Consider the following 25,340-nt stretch of genomic DNA (forward strand, 5'->3'; position numbering starts at 1 on the left):
GCTAGCGCTTCTGGCCCCGCTTGGGAGCACCCGGGCGCGGCGCGCCCGAGGGGTCGGTGATCATGCCCACGTTGGTGATGCCCGCGCGCTGCGCCGCGGCCATCACCTCCACCACCACGCCGTAGGGGATGTCCCGGTCGGCGTGCAGGTAGACCTCCTTGTCCGCCTGCGCCTTCGCGTTCGCGCGCAGCTTCGTCTCCAGCTCGTCGAGCGCGACCTCCGCCTCGCCGATGAAGACGCGCCGCTGCGGGTCCACCGAGAGCACCAGCTTCTTGTCGCTGGCCTCCACGGGGGTCGCCCGCGCCTCCGGCAGGTTCACCTTCACCCCCTGCTGGATGAGGGGCGCGGTGACCATGAAGATGATGAGCAGCACCAGCATCACGTCCACCATGGGCGTGACGTTGATCTCCGCCATCGTGGTACGGCCCGGACTGCCCTTGCCTCCGCTCATGCCCATGGCGAGTGCCCGTGCCCTAGCGGAAGAAGTGCCGCTTCACGATGTTGAGGAAGTCCGAGGAGAAGTTGCTCATCTCCGTGTCGAACACCTTGATGCGGCTGACGAACGCGTTGTACGCGACGACGGCGGGAATCGCGGCGAAGAGGCCCGCGGCGGTGGCGAAGAGCGCGTTGCCCACGGGCGCGGCCACGGTGGAGAGGCTCGCGTTGCCCTTGTCGGCGATCTCGTTGAAGGCGTTGAGGATGCCCACCACGGTGCCGAAGAGGCCCACGAAGGGCGCGGCGCCCGCCACGGTGCCGAGGAAGGACACCCGGTGCTCCAGCTCCGTCACCTGCGCGGTGGCGGCGCGGTTGAGCGCGCGCTCCACGTTCTCGATGCCGCCCATCCGCTCGCTCATGGAGCCCTCCGGGCCGTCCTTGTGCTGCGCGAGCTTGTTCAGCTCGTCGTAGCCGGCGCAGAAGACCTTGGAGAGCGGCGAGCTCTCGAGCCCCTGGGCCGACTGGTAGATGGTCTCCAGCCGGTTCGCCTTCCAGAACACGTCCAGGAAGGTGAGGGACTGCGAGCGGGCGCGCGCGAGCTGGTTGTACTTCATGGCGATCAGCGCCCACGAGGCGACCGACACGCACGCGAGCAGCGCGAGCACGAAGAGCTCGATCAGCGAGGCGCCGCGGATGATCTCCACGTAGTTCATCGCGGCGAGCGTCATGGGAATGCGGGGAGTCATGGGGCTAGGCGCGTAACATTCCGATAGGGGGGGGTCAAACAATGGCGGGGAGCCCGCCCGCTCCTGCGGCTGCACGTTGAATATTTCCAGCGAGCGGGCGTCCGAGGGGGCGTGCGGTGGACGGATGGGTCCACCGCGGATCCCCACAGGAACCCGCCATGAACGCCAAGCTCCTCACTGCATTCCTCGGACTCGCAGTGCTCGCCCCCGCGTGTGTCGTCACCCCCGGTGACTGCTACGAGTGCGACGGCGGCTACGACAGCAGCGCACTGGGCGGAGACGTGAATTTCACGTGGACCATCGCCGGGCGCTTCTGTGCGCAGATGCCGGACATCCACGGCATCCAGGTCACCATCCCCGGCGAGACGCTCGCGAACGACGGCTACTACGCCTGCAACACGGCGGGCTACGACGGCATCGAGCTGCACGACTTCCGCCCCGGCACCTACAGCTTCAAGCTCGAGGCGGTGAACCAGCTGGGCGACGTGACCTACGCCGCCACCGGCAACTTCCGCGTGAACGGCGACGTGCGCGTGTCGGTGGACCTCACTCCCGTGGGTGGGCCCAGCTCCTACGCCTACCTGTACTGGACGCTGCCCGCGGCCAACGGCTACGCGCGCCCCAGCTGCTACCAGGCGGGCGTCACGGACGTGTGGGTGCGCATCGACCAGACCTGGGGCTCGTTCAGCTGCGCAGACGGCACGGGGGAGGAGGGGGTGCTCACCCAGTACCTGCAGCCGGGCACGCACGAGATCGAGATCGTGGCGGGCGGCTACGACTCCTCCGGCAACGAGCTCGCCCTCTCGCACTACGTCGGCACGCTGCAGACGGTGAGCGGCAAGCCGGTGTTCGCGGACTACAGCCTGTGGGCCGTGGGCACCGCCGCCCTCAAGTGGCAGCCCTACACCTCGGGCGGCACCAAGCTCAGCTGCGACGACGCCGGCCTCACCAAGGTCGCCATCAACGTGCAGGACGCGAGCGGCAAGTTCCTCTACGGCGACGCGGGGCTCGAGTTCGGCTGCAAGGAGGCCCCCGTCACCCTCAACTACCTGCGCCCCGGCACCTACAGCATCTACGTGAAGGCCAGCGGCCCGGGCGGCAGCTACCTCTCCAGCACGAGCAACCCCAAGCGCTTCACGGTGAGCGCGTACGAGCAGGTGCCCGCCTCGGCCGCCTTCGAGGTGCCCCTGTACAAGGCGCAGTAGGACACGCGAGGGCCGGGGCCACCCCCGGCCCTCGCGCCGTTTCGCCTGGCATCAATCGTGATACGCAGCCCCTGCATGCGTCCTCTCAGCCACACCCCCGATGCCCAGGCTCCCGTCGGCGTCTTCGACTCCGGCGTGGGAGGCCTCACCGTCCTCAAGTCGCTGATGGAGCGGCTGCCCCACGAGAGCACGGTGTACCTGGGCGACACGGCGCGCGTGCCCTACGGCACCAAGAGCGGCGACGTGGTCACCCGCTACTCGCTCAAGAACGCCGAGTTCCTCGTGGAGCGGGGCATCAAGCTGCTGGTGGTCGCCTGCAACACGGCCTCCGCGGTGGCCCTGCCCGCGCTCTCGAGCGCGCTGCGCGTGCCGGTGGTGGGCGTCATCGCCCCGGGCGCGAAGGCGGCGCTCGCGCGCACGCGCGGCGGCACGGTGGGCGTCATCGGCACGCCGGGCACCATCCGCTCGGGCGCCTACCAGCGCGCGCTGGAGGCGGGCGGCGTGCGGGTGCGCGCCCGCGCCTGTCCGCTCTTCGTGCCGCTCGCGGAGGAGGGCTGGACGGGCGGAGACGTGCCGCGGCTCGTGGCGGGCGAGTACCTCGCGGACTTCGCGCGCGAGGGCGTGGACACGCTGGTGCTGGGCTGCACCCACTACCCGCTGCTCAAGGGCGTCATCGCCGCGGCCGTGGGGCCGCAGGTGGCGCTGGTGGACAGCGCCGAGGCCACGGCCGAGGCGGTGGCCCAGCGGCTCGCGCAGGACGGGCAGCTCGCGAGCGCCCGCACGCCCGAGCACGCCTACTACGTGACGGACGTGCCCGAGCGCTTCGTGGAGGTGGGGGCGCGCTTCCTCGGCCGGCCCATCTCTGCGGCCGAGCAGGTGGACCTGACCTTCTAGGCGCCCGCGCCCTCAGCGCGCGCGCAGGACCGCGGGCAGGTGCTCGGGCTCCTCGGAGCCGCCCTGCAGCAGCTCGCGCGCGGCGCTCACCACCTCCGGCAGCGGCACCTCGGTCTCCTGCACCAGCTGGCGCGCCGCCTCCGCGCCGATGTCGTCCTGGCGCGGCAGCAGGCCCGTGATGCGGGTGATGAGGCGCTCGGCGAGCGGGAAGAAGTGGACCATGCTCAGCGGCTTGTTCATCCAGCCCACGGTGATGCAGTAGTACTTGTTGAAGGGCGCCGTGTGGTGCACGCGGTGGTGGTCCGGCGGCAGGATGAGGTGCAGCCGCTGCAGCAGCCCCACCACCGGGCCCGGCGCGTCCAGGTGCGACCACTTGTGGAACTGGTTGGTCGCCATCACCCAGAAGATCATCGAGCCCAGCGCCGCCGAGGCGAAGAGCCACAGCGCGCTCGAGTGCGGCAGCAGCACCGCGATGATCGCCACCGGGATCGAGACGAGGCAGTTGTTGCCGTTGGTCTCCACGAAGTCGTGGCGGGTGATCGCCTTCTCGTCCACGTGGTGCTCGCGGAAGGGGCGGATGAAGGCCTTGCCCAGCAGGGGCATCTCGGTGGAGCCCCAGGTGTCGCCCGCCCAGTGCACGAAGCCGGAGACGAAGTCCGCGGCGAGGTAGCCCAGCACCAGCGCGCCCAGCACGAGCAGCGGGCTGAGGAAGGGATTGCCCCAGATGCGGTACACGAGGAAGAGCTCGAGCGAGACGAACGTCACGATGCTCGCGATCTCCATCGCACGGATGGCCGGGCTGTAGCCCTGGGCCAGGGCGTGAGCGTCTTGCTGACGCAGGGAGGAGGGGGCGCGGTCGTTCATGTCGGGTCTGTGCTCGGGTGAGGGGTGCAGCGCGCGAGACTAGGGCCTTTCCAGTATCGAACGAATGCCGGGCGGCATTCCAGCCGCTCCAACGCTCGCCTGCAGCGCGTCACGGGCCGGTCAGCGAGCCGCGCTTTTGCCGCAGATGAGCCCGGCTCTCAGAGGGACGCCGTCGCTCCCACCCGCTGCACCCAGTCCGCGATCGCGTCAAGCCGATCCGGGGCCAGGGTGGGCAGCTGTGCGGGGAGCCCGGCGGGTGTCTCACCCGAGAGCACCAGCAGGCCGATGTCCGCGCGGCTGCAGGCGAGCGGCGCGTCCAGCCCCTCGCGCCACACCTCGAGCTTCGGCAGGGGCGCATCCTTCCAGCCCTCCACCAGCACCAGGTCCACGAGCCCCTCGGCGCGCGCGAGCAGTGCGCGGAATAGCGCCGCCGGGTCTCCGGGCAGGGTGAGCTGCAGCCCCTCGGGGGTGGCGAAGCCCGTGGCCCGCGCGCCCGCCGCCCCGAGCCGCGCGCTGTCGCTGCCCGCGCGCTGCAGCGGGTGCGGGTGCGAGGAGTGCTTGAGCACGGCGACGCGCAGCCCGCGCGCCGCGAGGAGCGGGACGAGCCGCTCGAGCAGCGTCGTCTTGCCCGCGCCGGACCAGCCCACCACGGCCACGCAGGGCACGCCGCTCATGCGCCCTCGAGCGCGAGCGCGTGCGTGACCGGGTGGGCGAAGAGCTCGAGCGACACCTCCTCGCCCGCGGGAAAGTCCGCGCGGCCCGCGGGCAGCACCACCCAGCCCTCGGCGCCCACGTTCTGCAGCAGCTGGCCTGCGCCCTGGGGCCGGATGTGGGCTTCGCCTCCCTGCTGCCGCGCGCTGAGCAGGTAGGTGAGGCCGGCCTGCTTGTGCCGCGCCTCGCGCAGCCGCACGCGCACGCACCTGCGCTCCTCGCGCACGCCCTGCAGCGCGAGCAGGAGCGTGCGGCCCAGCTGATCGAAGGCCACGGTGGCCGCGCCCGGGTTTCCCGGCAGCACCAGCACCGGAAGGCCTCCCCAGCGCGCGAGTCCCACGGGCTTGCCCGGCTTGAGCGCCACGCCGTCCACCTCGAGGGTGGCGCCGCCCTCGCGCAGCGCGGCCTTCACCCGGTCGCGGTCTCCGACCGAGGCCCCGCCACTGGTGACGAGCAGGTCCACGCCGGCCGCGCGCGCCGCCTCGAACGCCCGGGAGATGGCCTCGGGCTCGTCGCTCGCGCGCGCCGCGTGCACCACCTGCGCGCCCGCCTCGAGGCACAGGCCCGTGAGCAGCGCGCGGTTGCTGTCGTAGACCTGGTGCGAGAGCGCGGGGGTGCCCGCCTCGAGCAGCTCGTCCCCCACGGTGAGCAGGGCCACGCGCGGGGCCGGGCGCACCCGGGCGTGCGAGAGCCCGAGGCTCGCGAGCACCCCGAGCGCGGCGGACTCGAGGCGCAGGCCCGCGGGGAAGAGGGGCGCCCCCTCCGCGAGCTCCTCGCCCCGCCTTCGCACGTGCTCTCCCGGGCGCGCGGTGACGAAGAGCAGGACCTCACCGCCCTCAGGACCCGTGGGCCGCGCGGCCTCCTGGCGCACCACCGCGTCCGCGCCCGCGGGCAGGGGCGCGCCGGTGAAGATGCGCGCCGCCTCGCCCGGGGCGAGCGAAAAGGCGGGGAGGGCGCCGGCGGCACAGGTGCCCACCACGCGCAGGCGCGCGGGCGCATCGCGCGTGGCGCCTCGCGTCTCCGCCCAGCGCACCGCGTAGCCGTCCATGGCCGAGTTGTCGTAGCCGGGCAGGGCGCGCGTGGCCGCGAGCGGCTCGGCGAGGTAGCGGCCCCAGGCGAGTGCGAGCGGCACCGGGACGGGGGGCAGCGGCACGCCGAGCGCGAGGGCGCGCGCGCGGGCCTGTTCGAGGGGCATCACGAGGGGGAGCCTAGCGTGCGCGGGGCGCACCCGGGTGGGGCATGCTGCCCCGTGCCCGCCATGACGTCCGCCTCCGAAAGCTCCGCCGCCGCCTCCGACACCACGCTCGCGCTGATTGCCGGAGGCCGCGGCTCGCGCCTCGGCGGGGTGGCGAAGGGGCTCTTGCGCTGGCGGGGGCGCACGCTGCTCGAGCACCAGCTGCAGCTCGCGCCCGGCTTCGCGCGCGTGCTGCTGGTGACGGGGGACCCCGCGCCCTACGCGCGCTGGGGCCTCGAGACCGTGGCGGATGTCATCCCGGGGCGGGGGGCGCCGGGCGGGGTCCACGCGGCGCTCGCGCACGCTCGCACGCCCTGGGTGCTGGCGCTGGGGTGCGACATGCCCTTCGTCACGCGGGCCGCGCTCGCGCCGCTCCTCGCCGCGCGCGCGGAGGGAGGTATGGCGGTGCTGTACCGCGTGGGCGGACGGCTGGAGCCCCTGCTGGCGCTCTACCGCGCCGCGCTCGCCCCGCGCTGGGGGCCCCTGCTCTCGGGCGAGCGCGGCCCCTCCTTCACGCAGCTGCTCGCGGCGGAGCCCGTGACCGTCCTGGAGGAGGCGGCCTTGCGCGCGGTGGACCCGGAGCTGGCGAGCGTGCGCAGCGTGAACACGCCGGAAGACCTGGACTCACTCGGGGTGCAGCGCCCGTGAGAGGTCTTCCGGAGGCCTTGCAGGGGGGCGACTGCGAAGTTGTGCCGACGGGACCCCACTGCTAGCGTCCCGCACCCCGCGCATGTCGAAGACCTTCGAAAAAGCCGTCACCGGCTTCAACCACAACATCAAGCACAAGGGGAAGGTCTACCACGTCCAGACCGAGGACTCGGGCGTGAACAACCCCCACATCATCACGCACCTGTTCGTGGGCGGGAACATCCTCGCGTCGAAGAAGACCTCCTACGCGGACATCCTCAACGCGGAGAACCTCGCGGAGGTGGTGCGCGAGCTGATGGAGGAGCAGCACAAGGAGATGCTGCGCAACCTCATCAACGGGGTCTACGACAGCTTCGACACCGCGAGCCGCCACTACCAGCCGGGCCAGCTCGCCAGCGCCGAGGACGCCTCGCGCGTGAAGCTGCAGCCGGGCCAGTCCATGGCGCAGCGCCCCTCGCAGCCCACGCCCCCGCCGCAGCCGCCCCTGCCCCCCGAGGTGCTCGCCGCGCGCGCGCTCCCCAGCCAGCCGCGCATCAACGAGGTGGGCGTGGAGACGCTGTTCGGCGAGGACCTCATCAGCGAGAAGAGCCTGGACGAGGTCATCCTCAGCTACCTCGCGGGCGAAGGCGACTCGTAGGCCTGTACGGGCGCAGCCGATGATCCAGCTGTTCCACGTCTCCAAGTCCTACCCGGGCGATCCGCCGACGCTCACGGACATCAACCTGCAGATCGAGAAGGGCGAGTTCGTCTTCCTCACCGGGCCCTCGGGCGCGGGCAAGACGACGCTGCTCAAGCTCATCTTCTGCGCGGAGAAGGCCACGCGCGGCCAGGTGCTGGTGGGCGGGCGCAACACGGCGCGCATCCGTGAGAGCGCCATCCCCTTCCTGCGCCGCAACATCGGCGTGGTGTTCCAGGACTTCAAGCTGCTGCCCCACCGCACGGTGGAGGACAACGTGGCCTTCACCCTGGACGTGCTGGGCGTGCCGCGCGCCGAGGCCCGCGAGCGCGTGCACCGGATGCTCAAGCGCGTGGGGCTCGAGCACAAGGCGGGCACCTACCCCTTGCGCCTGTCGGGCGGCGAGCAGCAGCGCGTGGTCATCGCGCGCGCGCTCGTGAACGACCCCACCATCCTGCTCGCGGACGAGCCCACGGGGAACCTGGACCCGGCGCTCACGGTGGAGATCATGGACCTGCTCTCCGCGGTGAACGTGCGCGGCACCACCGTGGTGGTGGCCACCCACGACGCCACGCTGCTCAGCCGCTACCAGAAGCGCACGGTGCGGCTCGAGCGCGGGCAGATCGTCTCGGACGAGGACGGCGTGAAGGCGGCGCGGCGCATGGTGGGGCTCGAGTGAGCGCGGCGGCCAAGGCGCGCTACTTCCTGCGCTCGGCGGCCGGCGGCATCCGCCACGCGCCCTTCGTGCACTTCATCGCCGTGCTCACCATCGCCATCGCGCTCTTCGCCGCGGGGCTCGCGCACGTGGCGGCGGACCGCGTGCAGGGCCTGCTCTCGAGCCTCGGCGGCGAGGTGCAGCTGACGGTGTACCTGGCGCCGGGGCTGGATGCGCAGGGCGTGCAGCGGGTGCGCGCGGAGCTGCAGCGGCGCTCGAGGGGTGAGGTGCGCCTCGTGCCTCCGGAGGAGGCGCTCGCGCGGCTGCGCCGGGAGCTCGGCGACCTGGGCGAGACGCTCTCGCAGCTGCCGGAGAACCCGCTGCCCGCCTCGCTCGAGCTGCAGGTGCCTCCCGAGAGCCGCACCCCCGGCGCGCTGCGCACGCTCGCGACCGAGCTGCGGGCGCTGCCCGGGGTGAGCGGCGTGGACTACGGCGAGGAGGCGGTGGAGCGGCTCAGCGCCATCGCGCGCGCGCTCACCTACGGAGGCTGGGTGGCGGCGCTGGTCGTGGGCCTCACCACGGTGATCATCGTCGCGGCCACGCTGCAGCTGGCCATCTACGCGCGGCGCACGGAGATCGAGATCCAGAAGCTGGTGGGCGCGACGGACCGCTTCGTCAAGGCGCCCTTCCTCCTCGAGGGGCTGCTGCAGGGGCTGCTCGGGGCGGGCGTGGCGCTGGGGGCGCTCGCGGCGTTCGGGCACCTGGTGGGCCCCTCGCTCGCGCAGCTCCTCTCCTTCCTGCAGGCGCCCGGAGGCTCCGCGCCCCTGGTGCAGACCTCGCTCGCGCTGGAGCTGCTCGCCGGCGGGTGCGCGCTGGGGCTGGGCGGCAGCTTCGTGGCCGTGGGGCGCTTCCTGCGGGTATGAGCGCGCGCAGGGGTCCAGTCCTGCTCGTGCTGCTGCTCGGGCTCGCGCTCGCGCTGCCCGCGCACGCCACGGACGAGGCCACCGAGCGCGAGGTGGTGCGCGAGCGGCTGGAGGCGCAGCGCGCCGCGCTCGCGCTCATCGCGTCGAAGAAGGTCTCGGTGCTCGCCTCGGTGGAGCTGCTGCAGCAGTCCGCCGCGGCGAGCGCGCAGCGGGTGCGCGCCCTCGAGCGCGACCTCGCCACCTCGCGGCGCCGGCTGCAGGTGGCCGAGCGCGAGGAGGCCCTCACCGGAGCGCTCTTGCACGTGCAGCTGCAGCGCCTGGGGCCGCGGCTGTGGGGCTTCTACCGGCTCACCCGGCGCCAGCCGCTCGAGGCGCTGCTCAGCGCGCAGGACTTCGCGGGGCTCATCTGGCGCAGCCGCGCGCTCAAGGCCACGCTCGCGAGCGACCTCTCGCTCTTGCAGAGCGCGCGGGCCGCCGCGGCGATGCAGCGGCGCGCGGTGGGGGAGCTCGCGCGCCTTCGCGATGGGCTCTCCGGCCAGCTCGCCTTCCTGCGCGCGCAGGCGGCCCAGGCGGAAGGGCAGCGGCTCGCGCTGCAGGACGTGCTGGAGAGCCTGAGCAGCGAGGCGAGCCAGGCGCGGCGCGTGGTGCGCGAGCTGGAGGAGGCCGAGCTGGAGCTCACCCGGCTGCTCGAGGACATGGAGGAGCGCCTGCCCACCAGCGGCTTCGGCGCGCTGCGCGGCAAGCTCCCGTTCCCCACGCCGGGGCTCGTGGAGGTGGGCTTCGGCAAGGTGGTCAACCCGCGCTTCAACACCGTCACGGTGCAGAAGGGCATGGACATCCGCGCGCCCCTGGGCACGCCCGTGTACGCGGTGGCCCCGGGGAAGGTGGCCTACGCGGGCTGGCTGCGCGGCTACGGCAACCTGCTCATCCTCGACCACGGGGACGGCTACCACTCGCTCATGGCGCACCTCGCGAGCGTGAGGCCCGCCCTGGGCGCGAGCGTCGCCGCGGGCGAGCCCGTCGGGGCGGTGGGGGACACCGGCTCGCTCAAGGGGGCCTACCTCTACTTCGAGATCCGCAAGCGCGGCGACGCGGTGGACCCGTCCGTATGGCTTGCGGGCGGACGTTCCCCGCACTGAGCGACTGCAGCTTCGACGCGCTGCGGCGTAGAGTCGTCCCCGTTAGCCTTGGCGAGAGAGGCTCGAACGGGAAGGACTGAAGTCGTGGATCTCCTCGGCAGTCTTCAGAAGGCCCTGCGGCAGATGCTGGTGGCGCGCGGCGTGGAGTCGGTGTTCGTGCGCGCGGGCGGCCAGACGCTGCACACCTACCGGCTGAAGGGCGAGGGCTCGGGCCCTCCGGTGGTACTGGTGCACGGGCTGGGCGGCACGGCGAACGGCTTCTCGCGGGTGCTGTTCCCGCTGGCGAAGCGCTTCCGCCAGGTGCTCGCGGTGGACCTGCCGGGCCACGGCTTCTCGCCCGAGCTGTGCGGCGGCCCCATCTGCGTGCGCTCGCAGTTCGAGGCGCTGCAGGCCTTCTGCCGCGAGGTGGTGGGGGCCCCCTCGTACGTGGTGGGCAACTCGCTGGGCGGAGCCATGGCGGTGGAGCTCGCGGCCGAGTCGCCCGAGCTCGTGCGGGCGCTCGCGCTGGTGGCCCCCGCGGGAGCGGACCTGCCGCCCGGCCGGCTCGACCAGGTGCTGCACGACATGATCGGGGTGCGCACCGCCGCAGACGCGCGCGCCCTCACCCGGCGCCTCTTCCACGCGCCGCCCGCAGCCCTGCTGCTCTTCGCGCACGAGCTGCGCAAGTTCTACGGGACGCCCACCGTGCGCGCGATTGCCCAGGAGGCGCTGGAGGCGCGCGCCGCGCTCGCACCGGCGGTGCTCGGCGGCCTGCAGATGCCCACGCTGCTGCTGTGGGGCGCGAGCGAGAAGCTGCTGCCCTACGAGAGCCTCGACTACTTCCGGGCGCACCTGCCCTCGCACGCGGAGATCCAGGTGGTGGAGGGCTTCGGGCACATCCCGCAGATGGAGCGTCCGGCAGAGCTCGTATCCCACCTCGTCGCCTTCGCGGACGCATCGGGGCTGTAGCGGCGGGTGCTAGAGTCCTGCGCCGTGACTCCTCTCGCCCCCCGCCTGCGCGCGCTCTGCTCCGCGGCCCTGCTGCTCGCGGGGCTGCTCGGTGCGCGCCCCGCGCTCGCGCAGCCGGACGAGCGGCCGCCGCACTCGGAGGAGACCTACCGCCAGCTCGAGCTGTTCTCGCGCGTGCTCTCCTACGTGGAGAACAGCTACGTCGAGGAGCCGGACCGCAAGAAGCTCGTGTACGGCGCCATCCAGGGGATGCTGGACACGCTGGACCCGCACACGGTGTTCCTGCCCCCGGACGTGTTCCGCGAGCTGAAGATGGACACCTCGGGCGAGTTCGGCGGCCTGGGGATGGAGATTGCCCGAAAGGGCGACAAGCTCGTGGTGGTGGCCCCGCTGGACGATGCCCCCGCGGCGCGCGCCGGCCTCCGCGCGGGCGACGAGCTGGTGCGCATCGACGGGGAGAGCACGCAGGGCATGGACCTGGCCGTGGCGATGCGCCGCCTGCGCGGCCCCGCCGGTGAGCGCGTGACGCTGGGCATCCTGCGCGAGGGCTTTCGCACCCCGCAGGACATCCCCGTGGTGCGCGAGCACGTGCGCGTGGTGTGCGTGGAGGGCGCGCTCTACGAGGGCATCGGCCACGTGCGGGTGAAGAACTTCCAGGACCACACGGACCAGCAGCTGCGCAAGGAGCTGGAGCGGCTGCGCGGGCTCAACGGCGGCAAGCCCCTGCGCGGGCTGGTGCTGGACCTGCGCAACAACCCGGGCGGCCTCCTGGACGAGGCGGTGGCGGTGAGCGATCGCTTCCTGCCCGGCAACCTCACCATCGTGAGCACCCGCGGGCGAAACGGCCGCGGCGCCACCGTGGAGCGCAGCCGCGACCGCGACACCGAGCCTCCGTACCCGCTCGTGGTGCTGGTGAACGCGGGCAGCGCCTCGGCCTCCGAGATCGTCGCCGGCGCGCTGCAGGACCACCACCGCGCCGTGGTGATGGGCTCGCAGACCTTCGGCAAGGGCAGCGTGCAGACCGTCATCGAGCTCGAGGACGGCTCCGGCCTCAAGCTCACCGTGGCGCGCTACTACACGCCCTCCGGCCGCAGCATCCAGGAGAAGGGCATCACGCCGGACTACCTCGTGCCGGACGCCGACGAGGCGAAGGGCGCGGTGTACGAGCGCGACCTGCAGCGCCACTTCAAGGCGGAGCCCGCCGTCGCCGCGCGCAGCACCCCGGTGCCCATCACCCCGGCGGAGCACAGCGTGCCGGAGTGGGCGGCGACCACGGGCATGAAGGACCTCGCCCTGCGCACGGCCCTGGACTACCTGCACGGGGTGCTGGAAACAGCGCCTGCCGCGCCCATGCGCGTGGGCCAGGCGAAGTAGCGTCAGGGGTGGGTGCTACGCCGGCTTCCGGGCCCTGAAGTGCGAAGGGGTGGGGCCGGGAGGGTGGCGATGGGCGGGAGCAGGGAAGGCGCGCCGCGTGCGGCGCTGGCCGGAGTGCTGGTGGGCTGGCTCGCAGCGGGGCCGGCCGTGGCGCAGGGGAGGGCGTGGAGGCCTGCGGTGCAGCCCGCGCGCCGGGCGGACGCGGGACCGTGCGCCGCAGAGGTGCGGGCTTCTTCCGGTTGCGCCGCGCTCGAGGAGGCGCGGCGCGCGTACGACGCCCTGGACATGGACGCTGCGCTCGCGCACGCGCGCCGGGCGCGCGCGGCGTTCGCCCTCGAGCGTCCCTCGCGGCGCGGTGAGGCGGAGCGCGAGGCGTGGGAGCTGGAGCTGGCGGCGCAGTGGGCCCGGGGTGAGGAGGACGAGGCCCTGCGCGAGGCGCAGCGGCTGCTCGCCGTGTACCCCTCCGCGTCCTTCTCGCAGAACCACTTCCCGCCCGAGGCGCTCGCCGCGCTCGAGCGCGTGCGGGGCCGCGCCCAGGAGGAGGGCGCACCGGAGCTCGTGCGGGCGCCGCCCGTGCGACGGGTGTGGATCTCCTCCCTGCAGCTCGCTCCGGAGGAGGCGGCGGACGCACCCTGGGCGCCCGCCCCCCGCAGCACGCCCGCGCCGGGCACGGAGGCTCGCGGGATAGGGCTTCGCCGGGGCGTCGGCTTCGCGCTGGTAGCCACGGGCGCGCTGCTGCTCACCGGCGGGGTGCTCTTCGCGCACGAGGCCTCGAGCCGCGAGGCCGCGGGACGGGTGCTGCCACCGGACTCCGCGCTCGCGGGAGAGCTGCGCGCCGGCAGCCGGCGCTTCACGGTGATGGCGGACGTGGGCGTGCTGGTGGGGCTCGCGTGTGCGGGCACGGGCGGCTACCTCGCGCTCTCGAGCCCCCACCCGCGCTCCGGGAAGCGCGACGAGCCGCCGCGGGAGAGGCCGTGGCCCGCGGATCCTCCGGGCGGAGCGGACGTGACCGCGGGGCGCGAGGAGAGGACAGGCGCGGGTGAAGAGAGCTCCGCCGCGCGTGCGGACGCGGTGGCCGTGCGCGTCGCCTACCCCGCGCGAGCGACGGGCCCGTCCACGCGCGAGGACGTGCCTGCTGCGCGGACCGCCGAACCTGCGCTGCGTCCGCCGGAGCGAGCCTCGCGCGCCATCGCGCCTGCGGCCGCGTCCGTCCGCACGCCGGCGCCACCGCCAGAGCCCCCGGCCGCAGTGGAGGCGCCGGCGCCGCAGCGCCGTCCGCTCGACGAGGACGACCTGAGGGACGACTGAGTGAGGCCCAACTGCTCAGGACGCGAGGAACTGGACGAGGGCGCGGTTGAACTCGTCGGCATGCGAGACGTTGAAGCCGTGCGGGCCGCCCTTGATGACGACGAGCTTGGCGTTCTTGATCGCCGCGGCCGAGCGCTTGCCACTCACCTCCACGGGCACGATGCCGTCGGCGTCGCCGTGCAGGACGAGCGTGGGCACGGTGACCTTCTCCAGGTCCTTGCGGAAGTCGGTGCGCCCGAACGCGGCGATGCAGTCCAGCGTGCCCTTCGGCGAGGCGAACGCGGCGATGTCGCGCGCGTACAGGCGCATCGGCTCGCTCACCTTGAGCTCGCCGTTCGCCGAGAAGAAGTTGCGGGTGAACTGGTCGAGGAAGACGAGCCGGTCCGCCTTCACGCCCGTCTCGAAGCCCGCGATGCCCGCGTCGTCGAATCCTCCCTCGGGATTGTCCTTCGACTTGTGCAGGTAGGGCGGCACCGCGCCCGCGAGCACCGCGCGGGAGACGCGGCCCGTGCCGTAGCGGCTCAGGTAGCGCACCACCTCGCCGCCGCCCATGGAGAAGCCCACCAGCGCCGCGTCGCGCAGGTCCAGGTGCTCGAGCAGCGCGTGGAGGTCTGCGGCGAAGGTGTCGTAGTCGTAGCCCTGCCACGGCTGCGAGGACTGGCCGAAGCCGCGGCGATCGTAGGTGATGACCCGGTAGCCCGCGTCGATGAGCGCGGGCAGCTGCTTCTCCCAGGAGCGCCCGCTCAGGGGCCAGCCGTGGATGAGCACCACGGGTCTCCCGGTGCCATGGTCCTCGTAGTACAGCTCGATGGGAGTGCCGTTCTCGGTGCCGACTTTCACGTACGCCATCTGCGCGCCTCCAGTGGGGGAAACCGGGAACGGATAGGGAGCGCCGAGGGGGGCGGCAAGGCGTGCCCTGGTCGCTGCCCGGAGGGCTCGTCCGGAGAGGGGGCGGGCGCAGGGCCTGCGGCGAGGCCTTCGGCCCACGGGCCCACATGGGCGCGAGGCCGCGAGGCCGCAGGGGGGCGCTGTGGGCGCAGGCGCCTGCGCTCGGGGACGCGCCGCGCGGGGTGTGGCCGGCGGGACGCGCCGGAGGCTGGCACCGCGCATGCTCTGTCCCCACGCCAGGAGGCGTGACGACATGGGCAAGCGAGTCGGTGTGCTGATGGGCGGGTGGGGCGAGGAGCGGGAGATCTCCCTCAAGACGGGCGAGGCGGTGGTGGCCGCGCTCGAGGCGCGCGGGCACGCGGTGACGCGCGTCTTCGCCGGGCCCGGGCTGGACCGGGCCCTGCGCGGCGCGGAGCTGGACGTGGCCTTCCTCGCGCTGCACGGGCGCATGGGGGAGGACGGGCGGGTGCAGGGGCTGCTCGAGCTGCTGGAGCTGCCCTACACGGGCTCGGGCGTGCTCGCGAGCGCGCTCGCGATGGACAAGCCCGTGGCCAAGCGCCTCTTCCGGCTGCACAACGTGCCCACCCCGCACGGCTACAGCACGCCGGCAGCCCCGGCCACGCAGCTGCTCGAGCGCCACGGCGACCTCGGCTTTCCCTGCGTGGTGAAGCCCGCGCGCGGCGGCTCCTCGGTGGGGCTCGCGCGGGTGTGCGAGCCCGGGGCGCTCGCCGCCGCCATCTGCGAGGCCGCGCGCTACGGCGGCGAGGCGCTGGTGGAGCGCCTCGTGCGCGGCCGCGAGGTGACGGTGGGCATCCTGGACGACGCGGTCTTGGGCAGCTGCGAGGTGGAGAGCCCGCGCGAGGGCTTCGACTTCGAGGCGAAGTACCGCGGCGGCGCGCGCTACTTCCTGCCGCCGCGCCTTTCGCCCACGCGGCTCGCCAACGCGGAGGCGCTCGCGCTCGCGGCCTACCGCGCGCTGGGCTGCCGCGGCTACGGGCGCGTGGACCTGCTGTGCTCGGAGGAGGAGAACGACGTGGTGCTCGAGGTGAACACGCTGCCCGGCCTCACCCCCGTGAGCCTGCTGCCGCGCATCGCCGCGCAGGCCGGCCTCGGCTTCCCCGAGCTGCTCGAGCGCGTGCTCGCCCTCGCCACCCACGACCGGGCCGAGCCCTCCGGGCCTGCCGGGCCCGCCGCCCCCCTGCCGCTCCCTGTGCCGCGCCGCGCCGCCGTCTAGTGGGGCCTGCGGTGCAGCGGCTCCTTCGGCCCGTGTGCGCGAGGGGAGGGTGGAGTTTGACAGGGCCCTGACGCGTCTCTATTGTCCGGCGCCAACCTGCGCCTGGAATGGGAAATCCTTGTCATTCCAAGTAATTAGCGGGGCGAGGGGCTGAGCGACACCGATGACGACCGTCGAGATCATCTTCCTGGGCGTGTACTTCACCGTCCTCTGCGTGCTCGCGATGTACGGCTCGCACCGCTACCGGATGGCGTACCTGTACTACCGGCACAAGTTCAAGCTGCCGACGCCCAAGGGAGTGCTCGCGGCGCTGCCGAAGGTCACCATCCAGCTGCCCATCTTCAACGAGATGTATGTGGTGGAGCGGCTCGTGGACTCGGTCTGCAAGATCGATTACCCGCGCGAGCTGCTCGAGATCCAGCTGCTGGACGACTCCACCGACGAGACCTGCGCCATCGCGCGGGCGTGCGTGGAGCGCAACCGGCAGAAGGGCCACAACATCGTCTACATCCACCGCGAGAACCGCGCGGGCTACAAGGCGGGCGCGCTGGAGCACGGCCTCAAGAGCGCGAGCGGCGAGTTCGTGGCGGTGTTCGACGCGGACTTCGTTCCGAGCCCGGACTTCCTCAAGCGCACGGTGCCCTTCTTCGCGGACGCGAAGGTGGGCATGGTGCAGGTGCGCTGGGGCCACCTGAACCGCGAGTTCTCCATCCTCACGCAGGCCCAGAGCATCCTGCTGGACGGCCACTTCATCATCGAGCACACCGCGCGCAACCGCGCCGACTGCTTCTTCAACTTCAACGGCACCGCGGGCATCTGGCGCCGCGAGACCATCGGTGACGCGGGCGGCTGGCAGCACGACACGCTCACCGAGGACCTGGACCTCAGCTACCGTGCCCAGCTCAAGGGCTGGCAGTTCATCTTCCTGCCCGAGGTGGTGTCCCCCGCCGAGGTGCCGGTGGACATGAACGCCTTCAAGAGCCAGCAGCACCGCTGGGCGAAGGGCTCCATCCAGACGGCGAAGAAGCTGCTGCCCACCATCCTCAAGAGCGACCTGCCGCTCGCGGTGAAGCGCGAGGCCTTCTTCCACCTCACCAACAACGCGGCCTACCTGCTGCTGGTGCTGCTCAGCGTGATGATGCCGCTGAGCATGGTGGTGCGCTTCCAGCACGGCCTCTACGGCACGCTGTTCCTGGACCTGCCCTTCTTCCTCACCGCCACCGCGAGCGTCGCCTTCTTCTACTTCGCGACCCAGCGCGAGCAGGGCTACAAGGGCTGGGACCGGGTGAAGTACCTGCCCTTCCTGATGAGCCTCGGTATCGGCATGGCGATCAACAACGCCAAGGCCGTGATGGAGGCGCTGCTCAACCAGCAGTCCGGCTTCGCGCGCACGCCGAAGACCGGCAGCGAGGGCAAGGCGCAGAAGGTGGTGAAGAAGGCGTACAAGGGCAGCAAGACGATGATGCCCGTGGTGGAGATGCTCTTCGCGCTCTACTTCACCGGCGCGCTCTGGTTCGCCATCGACGTGAAGATCTACACCTCGGTGCCCTTCCTGCTGCTCTTCCAGCTGGGCTTCCTCTACGTGGGCGTCTCCAGCCTCGTGCAGGATCGCTTCAAGTTCCTGCGCCGCGCCTCGAGCGCGCCGGCGCTCCCGGCCGCGGCCGAGGAGCAGGCCCGCCGCGCCGCCTAGCCGGCTCCCCGCACGGTGCCTCCCGCGCGCCGCCCGCCTCCCGAAGGGGAGCGGTGCGGCGCGCAGCCGTTTCGGGCGCCGCTACGGCGTGCCCGCGTCCGGCGCGCCGCGCACCAGCACCTGCTCGGTGCGCGTGGGCGCGGGGCCCTTGGCCGCGGGCGGCGGGGGCTGGCACTGCTCGTCGAAGAGCGCCTTGTCCGCGGCGCGCAGGGTGAGGGCGCGCTCGCTGCAGGAGACCACCTCGGTGGGGAAGCGGATGGGGCACTCGGCGCCCGTCTGCGTGTAGCCCACCGCGCGCGTCTCGCCGACGAAGCCCTGCTCCGTGCGCTCGAGGTGGATGGCGAGGCTCGCGCTGCTGCCGCTGCTGCCTCCATCCGGCGTGGCCTCCGCGCGCACGCCGCCGTCCTCCTGCGCGCGCAGCACCGAGAGCACCAGCGTGCCGCCGTCGTCCTCGCCGCGGTAGCGGAAGGCGGGGTTCTGCGCGTGGTAGTAGTCGCCCGCCTGGCTCTTCTCGCAGCCCTTGGGCACGTGGAAGACGCGGGGGGCAGGGCCCTCGCCGCGCGGCGGCGCCTTGCCGGGACAGGCGAGGAGCGGCGCGCAGAGCAGGGTGACGGCGAGGACGGGGCGGGCGCAGGGCATGGCGGCGCTTCCTTGTACCAATCGGCAGAGCAGGCGGTGGTCCGTTTGACCCCCCTCTTGTGACTCTCTAACCTTTGGCCCGCCATGGCCCTTCCGCGCGCCCCCCTTGCAGCGCTGTTGACCGTCCTCCTCCCGCTGCAGGCGTTCGCCCAGGCGCCCCGGGCACCGGCCTCCGCAGGCGCGGACGACGACGGCCTGCTCGCCCCCCTCACGCCCGCGAAGAAGCCCGCCCGGGCCGCAGCGCCGCACCCCAAGGCCGCTCCGGCCCCTGCGGCGCCCGCCGCCGAAGACGACGACGAGCTCATCGCGCCGCTGGTCACCCGCCCCACCTTCCTGCGCGTGCGCCTGCCCGCGGGGCTGAAGGGCGCGCGGCTGCTGGTGGACGGGGACGATGCGGGCGCGCTGCCTGGCGCGGAGGTCTCGGTGCGCCCCGGCACGCACCACGTGCTGGTGCGCCGGCCCGGCTACCGCGACTTCAGCACCCGGGTGCGCACGCCCGAGGGCAAGACCACCGAGGTGGGCGCGCAGCTGGTCGCGGTGGCGGGCGTGCTCGCGGTGGGGGCGGACGTGCCGGGCGCGCGCGTGCGCATCGACGGCAAGGCGGCCGGCACCGCGCCGCTCGCGGACGTGGTGCTCACCCCGGGCGCGCACGAGGTGGTGGTGAGCCGCGAGGGCTACTTCGAGGAGCGCTCGCGCCTCAGCGTGAAGGCCGGCCGCGACTACCGGGTGGACGCGCAGCTGCGCCCGGACGGCAGCCTCCCGGTGGCCGCGAGCGACCGCCCCGAGGCCGCCGCCGCGGGGGGCGCCATCGCGCTCGCCCCGCGCGCGCTGCCGCAGGAGCCTGCCGCCGGGGCGCTCGCCCCCACGCCCTCGCTCGCGGCGCCGGCGCCCTGGTTCAAGCGCTGGTACGTCTGGGCGGGCGTGGGCGCGGTGGCCACGGCCGCGGTGGTGGGCACGGTGGCGGCCACGCACGGCGGCGGGACGGCGCAGCCCTTCACGCCAGGCGAGGTGTGCGGCGGCAACTGCGACGCCGTGCTGCACGCCCAGCCCGCGCGGCGCTAGGCGGCCCGCGGCTCCGGGCCCAGGGTTCGGAATATGGCACCGGAGTGCAGGGCCCTATCGGTCCAGTCGATAGGAGCGCCCTGCATTACCTCGTCGCGCGCGGAGGGCCGGGGACTTACCTCTAGCGGGTCGGGCCGATGGGCGGCCCTCCACCTTCCCGCGAGCGCACGTTCATGGAGATCCACAGCATCGGCAGCCCGGGCCTCTGGGCCGGCTTCATCGCCTTCGTCCTGGCGATGCTGGCCCTGGACCTGGGCGTGTTCCACCGCAAGGCGCACGTGGTGAAGGTGCGCGAGGCGGCGGTGTGGAGCGCCATCTGGGTGGGCATCTCGCTGCTCTTCAACCTCGGGGTGCTCTGGCGCTTCGGTGCGCAGCCGGCCACCGAGTTCCTCACCGGCTACCTCATCGAGAAGAGCCTCTCGGTCGACAACATCTTCATCTTCGTCGTCATCTTCGGGGCGATGAAGATCCCGGCGATCTACCAGCACCGGGTGCTGTTCTGGGGCATCCTCAGCGCGCTCGTGCTGCGCGCGGCGATGATCTTCGCGGGCGTGGCCCTGCTCGAGCGCTTCCACTGGCTCATCTACGTCTTCGGCGCCTTCCTGGTCGTCACCGGCGTGAAGCTGTACCGGGACTGGCGCAAGGGCGCGGAGGCGCACCCGGAGGAGAGCCGCGTGCTGGGGATGATCCGCCGCGTGCTGCCCTCCACGACCCAGCTGCACGGCCCCCACTTCTTCGCCCGCGAGGGCGGCCGCTGGCTCGCGACGCCGCTGTTCATGGCGCTGCTGCTGGTGGAGCTGACGGACGTGGTGTTCGCGCTGGACTCCATCCCCGCCATCTTCGCGGTGACGCGCGACCCCTTCATCGTCTTCACCTCGAACATCTTCGCCATCCTCGGCCTGCGCAGCCTCTTCTTCCTGCTGGCGGGGATGGTGGACCGCTTCCACTACCTCAAGGTGGGGCTCGCCGGGATCCTCGCCTTCGTGGGCCTGAAGATGGCGCTGGTGGACGTGGTGCACGTGCACCCCTTCGTCTCGCTCGCGGTCATCGCGGCCATGCTCGTCGCCTCCATCCTCGCCTCGTTCTCGTACGCGAAGCGCCACCCGGGCGCGGCCGCGTCCGCCCCGGCCGAGCGCGAGGCGCGCGAGGTGGCGGCGCACCGCGGGCAGCCGGTGGAGGAGGCCTGAGATGCCGTGACCTCCAGCAAGCGTTTCTTCATGCGGTACCTCCTGCTGCGGCGAGTGGCGCAGCGGGCAGTTGCGGGATGAAGGGGCGGCGGTGCTTGGCGACGAAGTAGATGGCGAGCAGCAGCTTGTGCATGCAGGCGGTGAGGGCCAGCTTCGGGGGCTTGCCGCGCGACAGCAGCCGCGCGTAGTGGGCCTTGAGCCAGGCGTTCCTCTTCACCGCGGTGAGGACGGGCCTCCACAGCGCGGCACGCAGCGCCGCGTGGCCAATGGGGGAGAGGGACGCACTTGAGGACGTGCGCTTGCCCGACTGGCGCAGGCCCGGTGCGAGGCCCACGCAGGCCACCAGGGCGGCAGGAGACTCGAAGCGGGTGATGTCACCCAGCTCGGCCACCCGCTTGGCGGCCGAGCTGGGTGCCCACGCCGTCGATGGTGGTGAGCAGCGTGCCCACCTCGTGCGCTTCCAACGTGCCCGCGATGTCGCGGTCCAGCTCGCGGATGCGCGCACGCAGCACGTCCAGGTCCTGGCAGGCGTGCTTCACCTGGAGGCGGTAGGCGTGCGCGTGGTGGGCGCCCACGGAAGCCCCCGCCGCGGCAATCAGCGTCTGGGCGAGCTCGAGGCCGACGAAGTGCCGCCCGTCGTACTTGAGGTGCGAGACGGCGCGCGGCCGGGCAGCGGCGAAGGCGCGGGCGGTGGGGTACTCCGAGAGAAGCGCGGTGGCCAATTCCGAGTCCAGCCGGCGCCCGTGGCGGGTGAATTCGGGAAAGCCCAAGTCGACGAGGCGGTGCAACTGGCGCGTCTTGTCCCCAAACTCCTGCACGAGGCGGTCGCGGTGGCGCACCAGCTCACGCAACTCCTCCGTGGCCGACTCCGGCAGGCGCGTGGGAGGCGGGCGCTTTTGCTGGGCGAAACGCGCCAGGCCCAGGGCGTCGACGGCGTCCGTCTTGGTGCGCTGCAAGTCCTCCTCGGCGAAGCGCCGGGTGCGCAGCGGATTGACGAGTGCCACCGCAAAGCCGTGGGCGGCGAGCCAGGCGAAGAGGTTTTTCCAGTAGTGCCCGTCGCCTCCAGGACGAGAAGCACGTCCTCGGGGGAGGCCAAAAGCTCCAGCAGCTTCTGGTACCCGCCCGCGTCCTCGCCGAAGGCCGTGGGCTTGAGAAGCACCTCGCCTTGCGCATCCACTGCCGCCACCACGTGCCGCTCCGACGCGACGTCCACTCCGACGTAGCGCATACCGCCTCCCCCTCTGACGGAGGGTGCCCGAGAGCCTCGCAGCCGGCGTCCCTGCCCACGCTTGTCCATGCGAGGACTCGGCTTGAGGGCCGGCCTCCCGATGCCGTCCGGGCGCAAGACGCCGGAGGAGGGCGCCACTCTCAGGCCCGAGGACACCGCCTCAGCGCGCGCACGGCGACCCTCTCCCGGTTTCCGTCCGCTCCTCTCTACACCTCCTGCAGTGCGACCGGCTCTTGCCCTGCGGGGACCCGTGGTGGAGGAGATACAAGCGCCGGGCGGTGAACGTAGGGCTGCGCCGCGAGCAAGGCGCCCGCACGCTCGGAGGGGAACAGCCTCGGCGCTGGGCGCAGCGCTCACCCCGCGTGAGGGCGAAGGCGCTCAGGGCGCCTTGCCCTCGGCCTCCTTCGCGAGCCGCTCGCTGAGCCCCTGCTCCGCGCGCTCCGCGTACGCGCGGCAGGCGCCGGCGTCGAGGAAGGCCGCGCGCCCCCCGCTCGCACTTGCCTTCCACTGCGCGAAGAGGCGGCTGGCCGCGGGATGCGTGGGAATCATCACGTCACAGGGCAGCTCGCGCACCGTGGCGATGCTGCGCCGCAGCTGCGCCACGCGCGCCGCGTCCGCGCTGAAGCGAAAGTGTGGCGCGGCGACCGCACTGAGGCTCTCCGCGTACACCACGTCCGCGCAGCGCTCCCCCTCACAGCTGCGCCAGGTCCAGGTGACGCCGCCCGGCGTGTGGCCCGGCGTGTGGTGCGCGGTGACGACGACGTCACCCAGCCGCACGCTCTGCCCGTCCGCCACGGGCGTCACCTCACGCACGGCGGGGAAGTGCCTGAAGGCGACGAAGCCGACCTGCGGGTCGTCCGGGGCCACGGCTCCCGCGCGCAGCGCCGCCGCACCCGCGGGGCTCGCGGCCACGCGCGCGCCGCTCAGGCGCTGCAGCGCGGCCAGGCCCCCCGCGTGGTCGGAGTGGGCGTGCGAGTTGAGCAGCCACTTCACGTCCCGCAGCGAGAAGCCCAGCGTGCGCAGGCTCCGGGCGATGCGCGGCGCGGACTGGGGCAGCGCGCCGTCGAGCAGGATGAGCCCCCGCCCTGTGTCGATGAGCACCGAGGAGAGCCCCGCCACGCCGACGTAGTAGGTGTTGCCGTACACGCGGAAGGGCGCCTGCGGCGCGTTCCACGCGGCGCAGGCGTCGCAGCGGATGGGCTTCGTGTCGGAGGAGGGGGGCAGCGACGCAGGCGGCGAGGCGGCTGCGGCGCAGGGCAGCAGGAGCAGCAGGGCGAGCAGTCTCATGCGCGCTGGACCTAGCCGCTAACGTGCCGTGCCGCGCGAGCGCCCCGGTGTGGCCCTCTTGCCGCACCCGGAGCTCAGTCGAAGAGCGCCTGCACGAACTCGTGCGGCTCGAAGCGGCGCAGGTCCGCCACCTTCTCGCCGACGCCCACCCACACCACGGGCAGCTTCAGCTCGTCGCAGATGCCGATGATGACGCCGCCCTTGGCGGTGCCGTCCAGCTTGGTGAGCGCGATGGCGGTGACCCCCACCGCCTCGTGGAACTGCTTCGCCTGCTGGATGGCGTTCTGGCCGTTGGTGGAGTCCAGCACGAGCAGCACCTCGTGCGGCGCGCCCGGCAGCGCCTTGTCCAGCACGCGCTTCACCTTGCGCAGCTCCTCCATCAGCGGGGCCTTGGTGTGCAGGCGGCCTGCGGTGTCCACGATCACCACGTCCGCGCCCGCGTCGCGCGCGCGCTTCACGCCCTCGAAGGCGACTGAGCCGGGGTCTCCGCCCTCGGGGCCCTTCACCAGCTCGGCACCGGCGCGCTCGCTCCACACGTCCAGCTGCTCGCTCGCGGCAGCGCGGAAGGTGTCGCCCGCGGCGAGCACCACCTTCTTGCCCGAGTCGCGCAGCTTCGCGGCGAGCTTGCCGATGGTGGTCGTCTTCCCGGCGCCGTTCACCCCCACCACCATCACCACGTGCGGGGGGCCGCCGCCCTCGAGCGAGCGGGGCACCGGCAGCGAGACGATGCGCTGCACCTCCTCGCGGATGACGTCCTTGATGCGCTCGGAGTTGGAGAGCTCGTTGCGCTTGAGCCGCTCGCGCGCCACCTCCACCAGGTTGCTCGCGGTGCGCACGCCGATGTCCGCGGTGAAGAGGATCTCCTCCAGCTCCGCGAGCACGCTCTCGTCCATCGGGCGGCTCTGCCCGAAGAGCCCGTTGAGCCGCGCCATGAAGCCCTGGCTGCGCGTCTTGTCCAGGCCGTAGGCGAGCGTGTGGCCCGCCTCCGCCTCGACCTTCGCGCGCGCCGCGGCCTCCTCGGCGGCGCGCGCGGCCGCGGCCTCGGCCTCGGCGCGGGCGCGGGCCTCGGCCTCCTGCCGCTCGGCCTCCTCCTGCTCGCGGCGGCGGCGCTCGCGCGCGTCCTGCTCCGCGAGCTTGCGGATGCGGTACTCCTCGCGCTTCGCCTCCTCCTCGCGCGCCTTGAGCGCGCGCGCCTCGCCCTCCAGGCGCAGCCGCTCGGCGGCGTCGCGGGCCGCGCGGGCCTGCTGGGCGAGGTCCACGCGCTCGCGGGCGAGGCGCTCCACCTCCGCGTGGGCGCTCTCGGCCTGTCTCAGGTGCTCGGTCTCCTGGGCGCTGGGCGGCAGCTCCACCCGCAGCCGCGGGGCGGGCAGGGTGGGCTGCTGCGGCGCGGCCTCGGGGCGCGCGGCCGGGGGCGGCGCGGCGGCGCGCCGGCGCGTCACCACCTTGCGCAGGGCCACCAGCATCAGCGCGGCGAGCAGCGCGACGCCCGCCACCCCGACGACGTCGCCCACCGGGAAGTTGTCGCGCACCGGCTGCTCCGTGCCCGGGCGCCCCTGGGTGGGGGGCGGGGCGATGGGAGAGGGCGGGGGCTGCGCGAGCAGCAGCAGGTGGGCAGGAGGCGTCGTCATGGGCCCGTCCGCATACCTCAAGAGCCCCCCGGGCGTCCCAGGGCCCGTGCAGCGCGCCATCCGGCGGTGGACGGCCCCGCGCGCGCCCCGCGTCGGGGCGGTGGATGCCGGCCCGCCGGGCCGCTAAGAATGCGGCCTGCCATGGCCCCCCGCTCTCCGCACCGCCGCGCGCTGCTGCCCCTCACCCTCGCCGCCTGCGGAGGGCTGCTGGGCGCGGGCTGCATCGTGGAGGCGCCGGGCGGGGCGAGCCCGGCCGAGCGCCGCGCCGCCACGGTGGCGAGGGTGCCCCCGGTGAGCGTGAAGAGCGGGGCGAACTTCGAGGGCAAGGTGGAGGTGGTGGGCGCGAGCCTCGAGCCGGGGCGCGCGGTGCCCGGCGAGCCCGTGCGGGTGACGATGTTCTTCAAGGTGCTCGCCCCGCTGAGCGAGGACTACTTCGTCTTCGTCCACGTGGAGGACGCGTCGGGCCGCGGCGAGCGGATGAACGTGGACCACAAGCCGGCCGGCGGCCTCTACCCCACGTCGCAGTGGCGGGTGGGGGAGACGGTGAAGGACGAGTTCACCTTCACGCTGCCCACCGGGGGCGCCACGCCCTCCGCGGTGAACCTGCTCTTCGGCTTCTGGCAGCCGGAGACCGACACGCGCCTGAGGCTGAGCAACCCCCAGGCGGTGCGCAGCGACGGCAAGGACCGCGTGCTGCTCGCGCAGGTGCCCGTGGCCAACGCGCGCTAGCGGCAGGG

The 25,340-nt window shown here is 73.2% G+C and carries 25 protein-coding genes and 1 pseudogene; 15 read left to right on the plus strand and 11 right to left on the minus strand.

Annotated features, from left to right (window positions below):
- Nucleotide 1 precedes the first annotated feature (1 nt).
- Entirely contained in the window at nt 2-457 is a 456-nt protein-coding gene (tolR, locus tag FGE12_RS17855) for a protein TolR (protein ID WP_153867720.1), read from the minus strand.
- Nucleotides 458-473: 16 nt separating this feature from the next.
- On the minus strand, nt 474-1,181 hold the full coding sequence (locus tag FGE12_RS17860) for a MotA/TolQ/ExbB proton channel family protein (RefSeq protein WP_153867721.1): 708 nt from the start codon (nt 1,179-1,181) through the stop codon (nt 474-476).
- Nucleotides 1,182-1,339: 158 nt separating this feature from the next.
- Here FGE12_RS17860 and FGE12_RS17865 point away from each other — a divergent pair, with 158 nt between their 5' ends.
- Both FGE12_RS17865 and murI read left to right on the plus strand, forming a co-directional pair.
- Nucleotides 1,340-2,386 (plus strand): hypothetical protein, encoded by a 1,047-nt coding sequence (locus tag FGE12_RS17865; protein ID WP_153867722.1) that lies wholly within the window; start codon nt 1,340-1,342, stop codon nt 2,384-2,386.
- 75 nt (nt 2,387-2,461) lie between these two features.
- Nucleotides 2,462-3,280 carry a glutamate racemase gene (murI, locus tag FGE12_RS17870; protein ID WP_153867723.1) on the plus strand — a complete coding sequence of 273 codons (819 nt, stop codon included), beginning with the start codon at nt 2,462-2,464 and terminating at the stop codon, nt 3,278-3,280.
- 12 nt (nt 3,281-3,292) lie between these two features.
- Here the strand turns inward: murI and carF are convergent, their stop codons facing one another.
- From carF to glp, 3 genes are all read right to left on the minus strand, one after another.
- Nucleotides 3,293-4,144: a plasmanylethanolamine desaturase gene (carF, locus tag FGE12_RS17875; protein WP_153867724.1), complete on the minus strand. Its 852-nt coding sequence runs from the start codon at nt 4,142-4,144 to the stop codon at nt 3,293-3,295.
- Nucleotides 4,145-4,302: 158 nt separating this feature from the next.
- A complete protein-coding gene (mobB, locus tag FGE12_RS17880; RefSeq protein ID WP_153867725.1) occupies nt 4,303-4,818 on the minus strand; it encodes a molybdopterin-guanine dinucleotide biosynthesis protein B in 516 nt (171 codons plus the stop codon).
- On the minus strand, nt 4,815-6,050 hold the full coding sequence (gene glp / locus FGE12_RS17885; protein ID WP_153867906.1) for a gephyrin-like molybdotransferase Glp: 1,236 nt from the start codon (nt 6,048-6,050) through the stop codon (nt 4,815-4,817). Before glp ends, mobB begins: the two co-directional genes overlap by 4 nt.
- A gap of 63 nt (nt 6,051-6,113) precedes the next feature.
- On the opposite strand from glp, the gene FGE12_RS17890 reads away from it, so the two are divergent.
- From FGE12_RS17890 to FGE12_RS17925, 8 genes are all read left to right on the plus strand, one after another.
- Nucleotides 6,114-6,737, plus strand: coding sequence for a molybdenum cofactor guanylyltransferase (locus tag FGE12_RS17890; protein WP_153867726.1), 624 nt, complete (start codon nt 6,114-6,116; stop codon nt 6,735-6,737).
- An 82-nt stretch (nt 6,738-6,819) separates the two neighbouring features.
- Nucleotides 6,820-7,374 (plus strand): hypothetical protein, encoded by a 555-nt coding sequence (locus FGE12_RS17895; RefSeq protein ID WP_153867727.1) that lies wholly within the window; start codon nt 6,820-6,822, stop codon nt 7,372-7,374.
- A 19-nt stretch (nt 7,375-7,393) separates the two neighbouring features.
- Entirely contained in the window at nt 7,394-8,092 is a 699-nt protein-coding gene (gene ftsE, locus FGE12_RS17900; protein WP_153867728.1) for a cell division ATP-binding protein FtsE, read from the plus strand.
- A complete protein-coding gene (locus tag FGE12_RS17905; protein WP_194798007.1) occupies nt 8,089-8,991 on the plus strand; it encodes a permease-like cell division protein FtsX in 903 nt (300 codons plus the stop codon). The genes ftsE and FGE12_RS17905 overlap by 4 nt, the downstream gene beginning before the upstream one ends.
- Nucleotides 8,988-10,130, plus strand: coding sequence for a murein hydrolase activator EnvC (locus FGE12_RS17910; RefSeq protein WP_153867729.1), 1,143 nt, complete (start codon nt 8,988-8,990; stop codon nt 10,128-10,130). Before FGE12_RS17905 ends, FGE12_RS17910 begins: the two co-directional genes overlap by 4 nt.
- A gap of 84 nt (nt 10,131-10,214) precedes the next feature.
- The gene (locus tag FGE12_RS17915; protein WP_194798008.1) at nt 10,215-11,078 is read left to right on the plus strand and encodes an alpha/beta fold hydrolase; all 864 of its coding nucleotides are present in this window, start codon (nt 10,215-10,217) and stop codon (nt 11,076-11,078) included.
- Between the two features lie 24 nt (nt 11,079-11,102).
- Nucleotides 11,103-12,452: a S41 family peptidase gene (locus tag FGE12_RS17920; RefSeq protein WP_370459046.1), complete on the plus strand. Its 1,350-nt coding sequence runs from the start codon at nt 11,103-11,105 to the stop codon at nt 12,450-12,452.
- A 222-nt stretch (nt 12,453-12,674) separates the two neighbouring features.
- A complete protein-coding gene (locus tag FGE12_RS17925; protein WP_153867730.1) occupies nt 12,675-13,760 on the plus strand; it encodes a hypothetical protein in 1,086 nt (361 codons plus the stop codon).
- Between the two features lie 15 nt (nt 13,761-13,775).
- On the opposite strand, the gene FGE12_RS17930 is transcribed toward FGE12_RS17925, so the two are convergent.
- Nucleotides 13,776-14,609, minus strand: coding sequence for an alpha/beta fold hydrolase (locus FGE12_RS17930; protein ID WP_153867731.1), 834 nt, complete (start codon nt 14,607-14,609; stop codon nt 13,776-13,778).
- A 292-nt stretch (nt 14,610-14,901) separates the two neighbouring features.
- On the opposite strand from FGE12_RS17930, the gene FGE12_RS17935 reads away from it, so the two are divergent.
- Nucleotides 14,902-15,882 carry a D-alanine--D-alanine ligase gene (locus FGE12_RS17935; RefSeq protein WP_153867732.1) on the plus strand — a complete coding sequence of 327 codons (981 nt, stop codon included), beginning with the start codon at nt 14,902-14,904 and terminating at the stop codon, nt 15,880-15,882.
- A 163-nt stretch (nt 15,883-16,045) separates the two neighbouring features.
- On the plus strand, nt 16,046-17,572 hold the full coding sequence (locus FGE12_RS17940) for a cellulose synthase family protein (RefSeq protein WP_153867733.1): 1,527 nt from the start codon (nt 16,046-16,048) through the stop codon (nt 17,570-17,572).
- Nucleotides 17,573-17,653: 81 nt separating this feature from the next.
- On the opposite strand, the gene FGE12_RS17945 is transcribed toward FGE12_RS17940, so the two are convergent.
- Complete coding sequence (locus FGE12_RS17945; protein WP_153867734.1) at nt 17,654-18,211, minus strand: hypothetical protein; 558 nt, start codon at nt 18,209-18,211, stop codon at nt 17,654-17,656.
- Nucleotides 18,212-18,328: 117 nt separating this feature from the next.
- Between FGE12_RS17945 and FGE12_RS17950 the strand changes: the two genes are divergently transcribed.
- Both FGE12_RS17950 and FGE12_RS17955 read left to right on the plus strand, forming a co-directional pair.
- The gene (locus FGE12_RS17950) at nt 18,329-19,273 is read left to right on the plus strand and encodes a PEGA domain-containing protein (protein WP_194798009.1); all 945 of its coding nucleotides are present in this window, start codon (nt 18,329-18,331) and stop codon (nt 19,271-19,273) included.
- A gap of 173 nt (nt 19,274-19,446) precedes the next feature.
- Nucleotides 19,447-20,460 carry a TerC family protein gene (locus tag FGE12_RS17955; protein WP_153867736.1) on the plus strand — a complete coding sequence of 338 codons (1,014 nt, stop codon included), beginning with the start codon at nt 19,447-19,449 and terminating at the stop codon, nt 20,458-20,460.
- 28 nt (nt 20,461-20,488) lie between these two features.
- Here the strand turns inward: FGE12_RS17955 and FGE12_RS17960 are convergent, their stop codons facing one another.
- From FGE12_RS17960 to ftsY, 4 genes and pseudogenes are all read right to left on the minus strand, one after another.
- On the minus strand, nt 20,489-20,851 hold the full coding sequence (locus FGE12_RS17960) for a transposase (protein ID WP_153867737.1): 363 nt from the start codon (nt 20,849-20,851) through the stop codon (nt 20,489-20,491).
- A pseudogene (locus FGE12_RS17970) lies at nt 20,835-21,757 on the minus strand (IS110 family transposase). Before FGE12_RS17970 ends, FGE12_RS17960 begins: the two are co-directional and overlap by 17 nt.
- Nucleotides 21,758-22,066: 309 nt before the next feature.
- A complete protein-coding gene (gene bla, locus FGE12_RS17975; RefSeq protein ID WP_153867739.1) occupies nt 22,067-22,975 on the minus strand; it encodes a subclass B3 metallo-beta-lactamase in 909 nt (302 codons plus the stop codon).
- 74 nt (nt 22,976-23,049) lie between these two features.
- On the minus strand, nt 23,050-24,603 hold the full coding sequence (gene ftsY, locus FGE12_RS17980) for a signal recognition particle-docking protein FtsY (RefSeq protein WP_153867740.1): 1,554 nt from the start codon (nt 24,601-24,603) through the stop codon (nt 23,050-23,052).
- Nucleotides 24,604-24,744: 141 nt separating this feature from the next.
- Here ftsY and FGE12_RS17985 point away from each other — a divergent pair, with 141 nt between their 5' ends.
- Nucleotides 24,745-25,332 carry a hypothetical protein gene (locus FGE12_RS17985; protein ID WP_228530890.1) on the plus strand — a complete coding sequence of 196 codons (588 nt, stop codon included), beginning with the start codon at nt 24,745-24,747 and terminating at the stop codon, nt 25,330-25,332.
- The last annotated feature ends 8 nt before the right edge of the window (nt 25,333-25,340 follow it).

The organism is Aggregicoccus sp. 17bor-14, from assembly GCF_009659535.1.
Classification (GTDB): domain Bacteria; phylum Myxococcota; class Myxococcia; order Myxococcales; family Myxococcaceae; genus Aggregicoccus.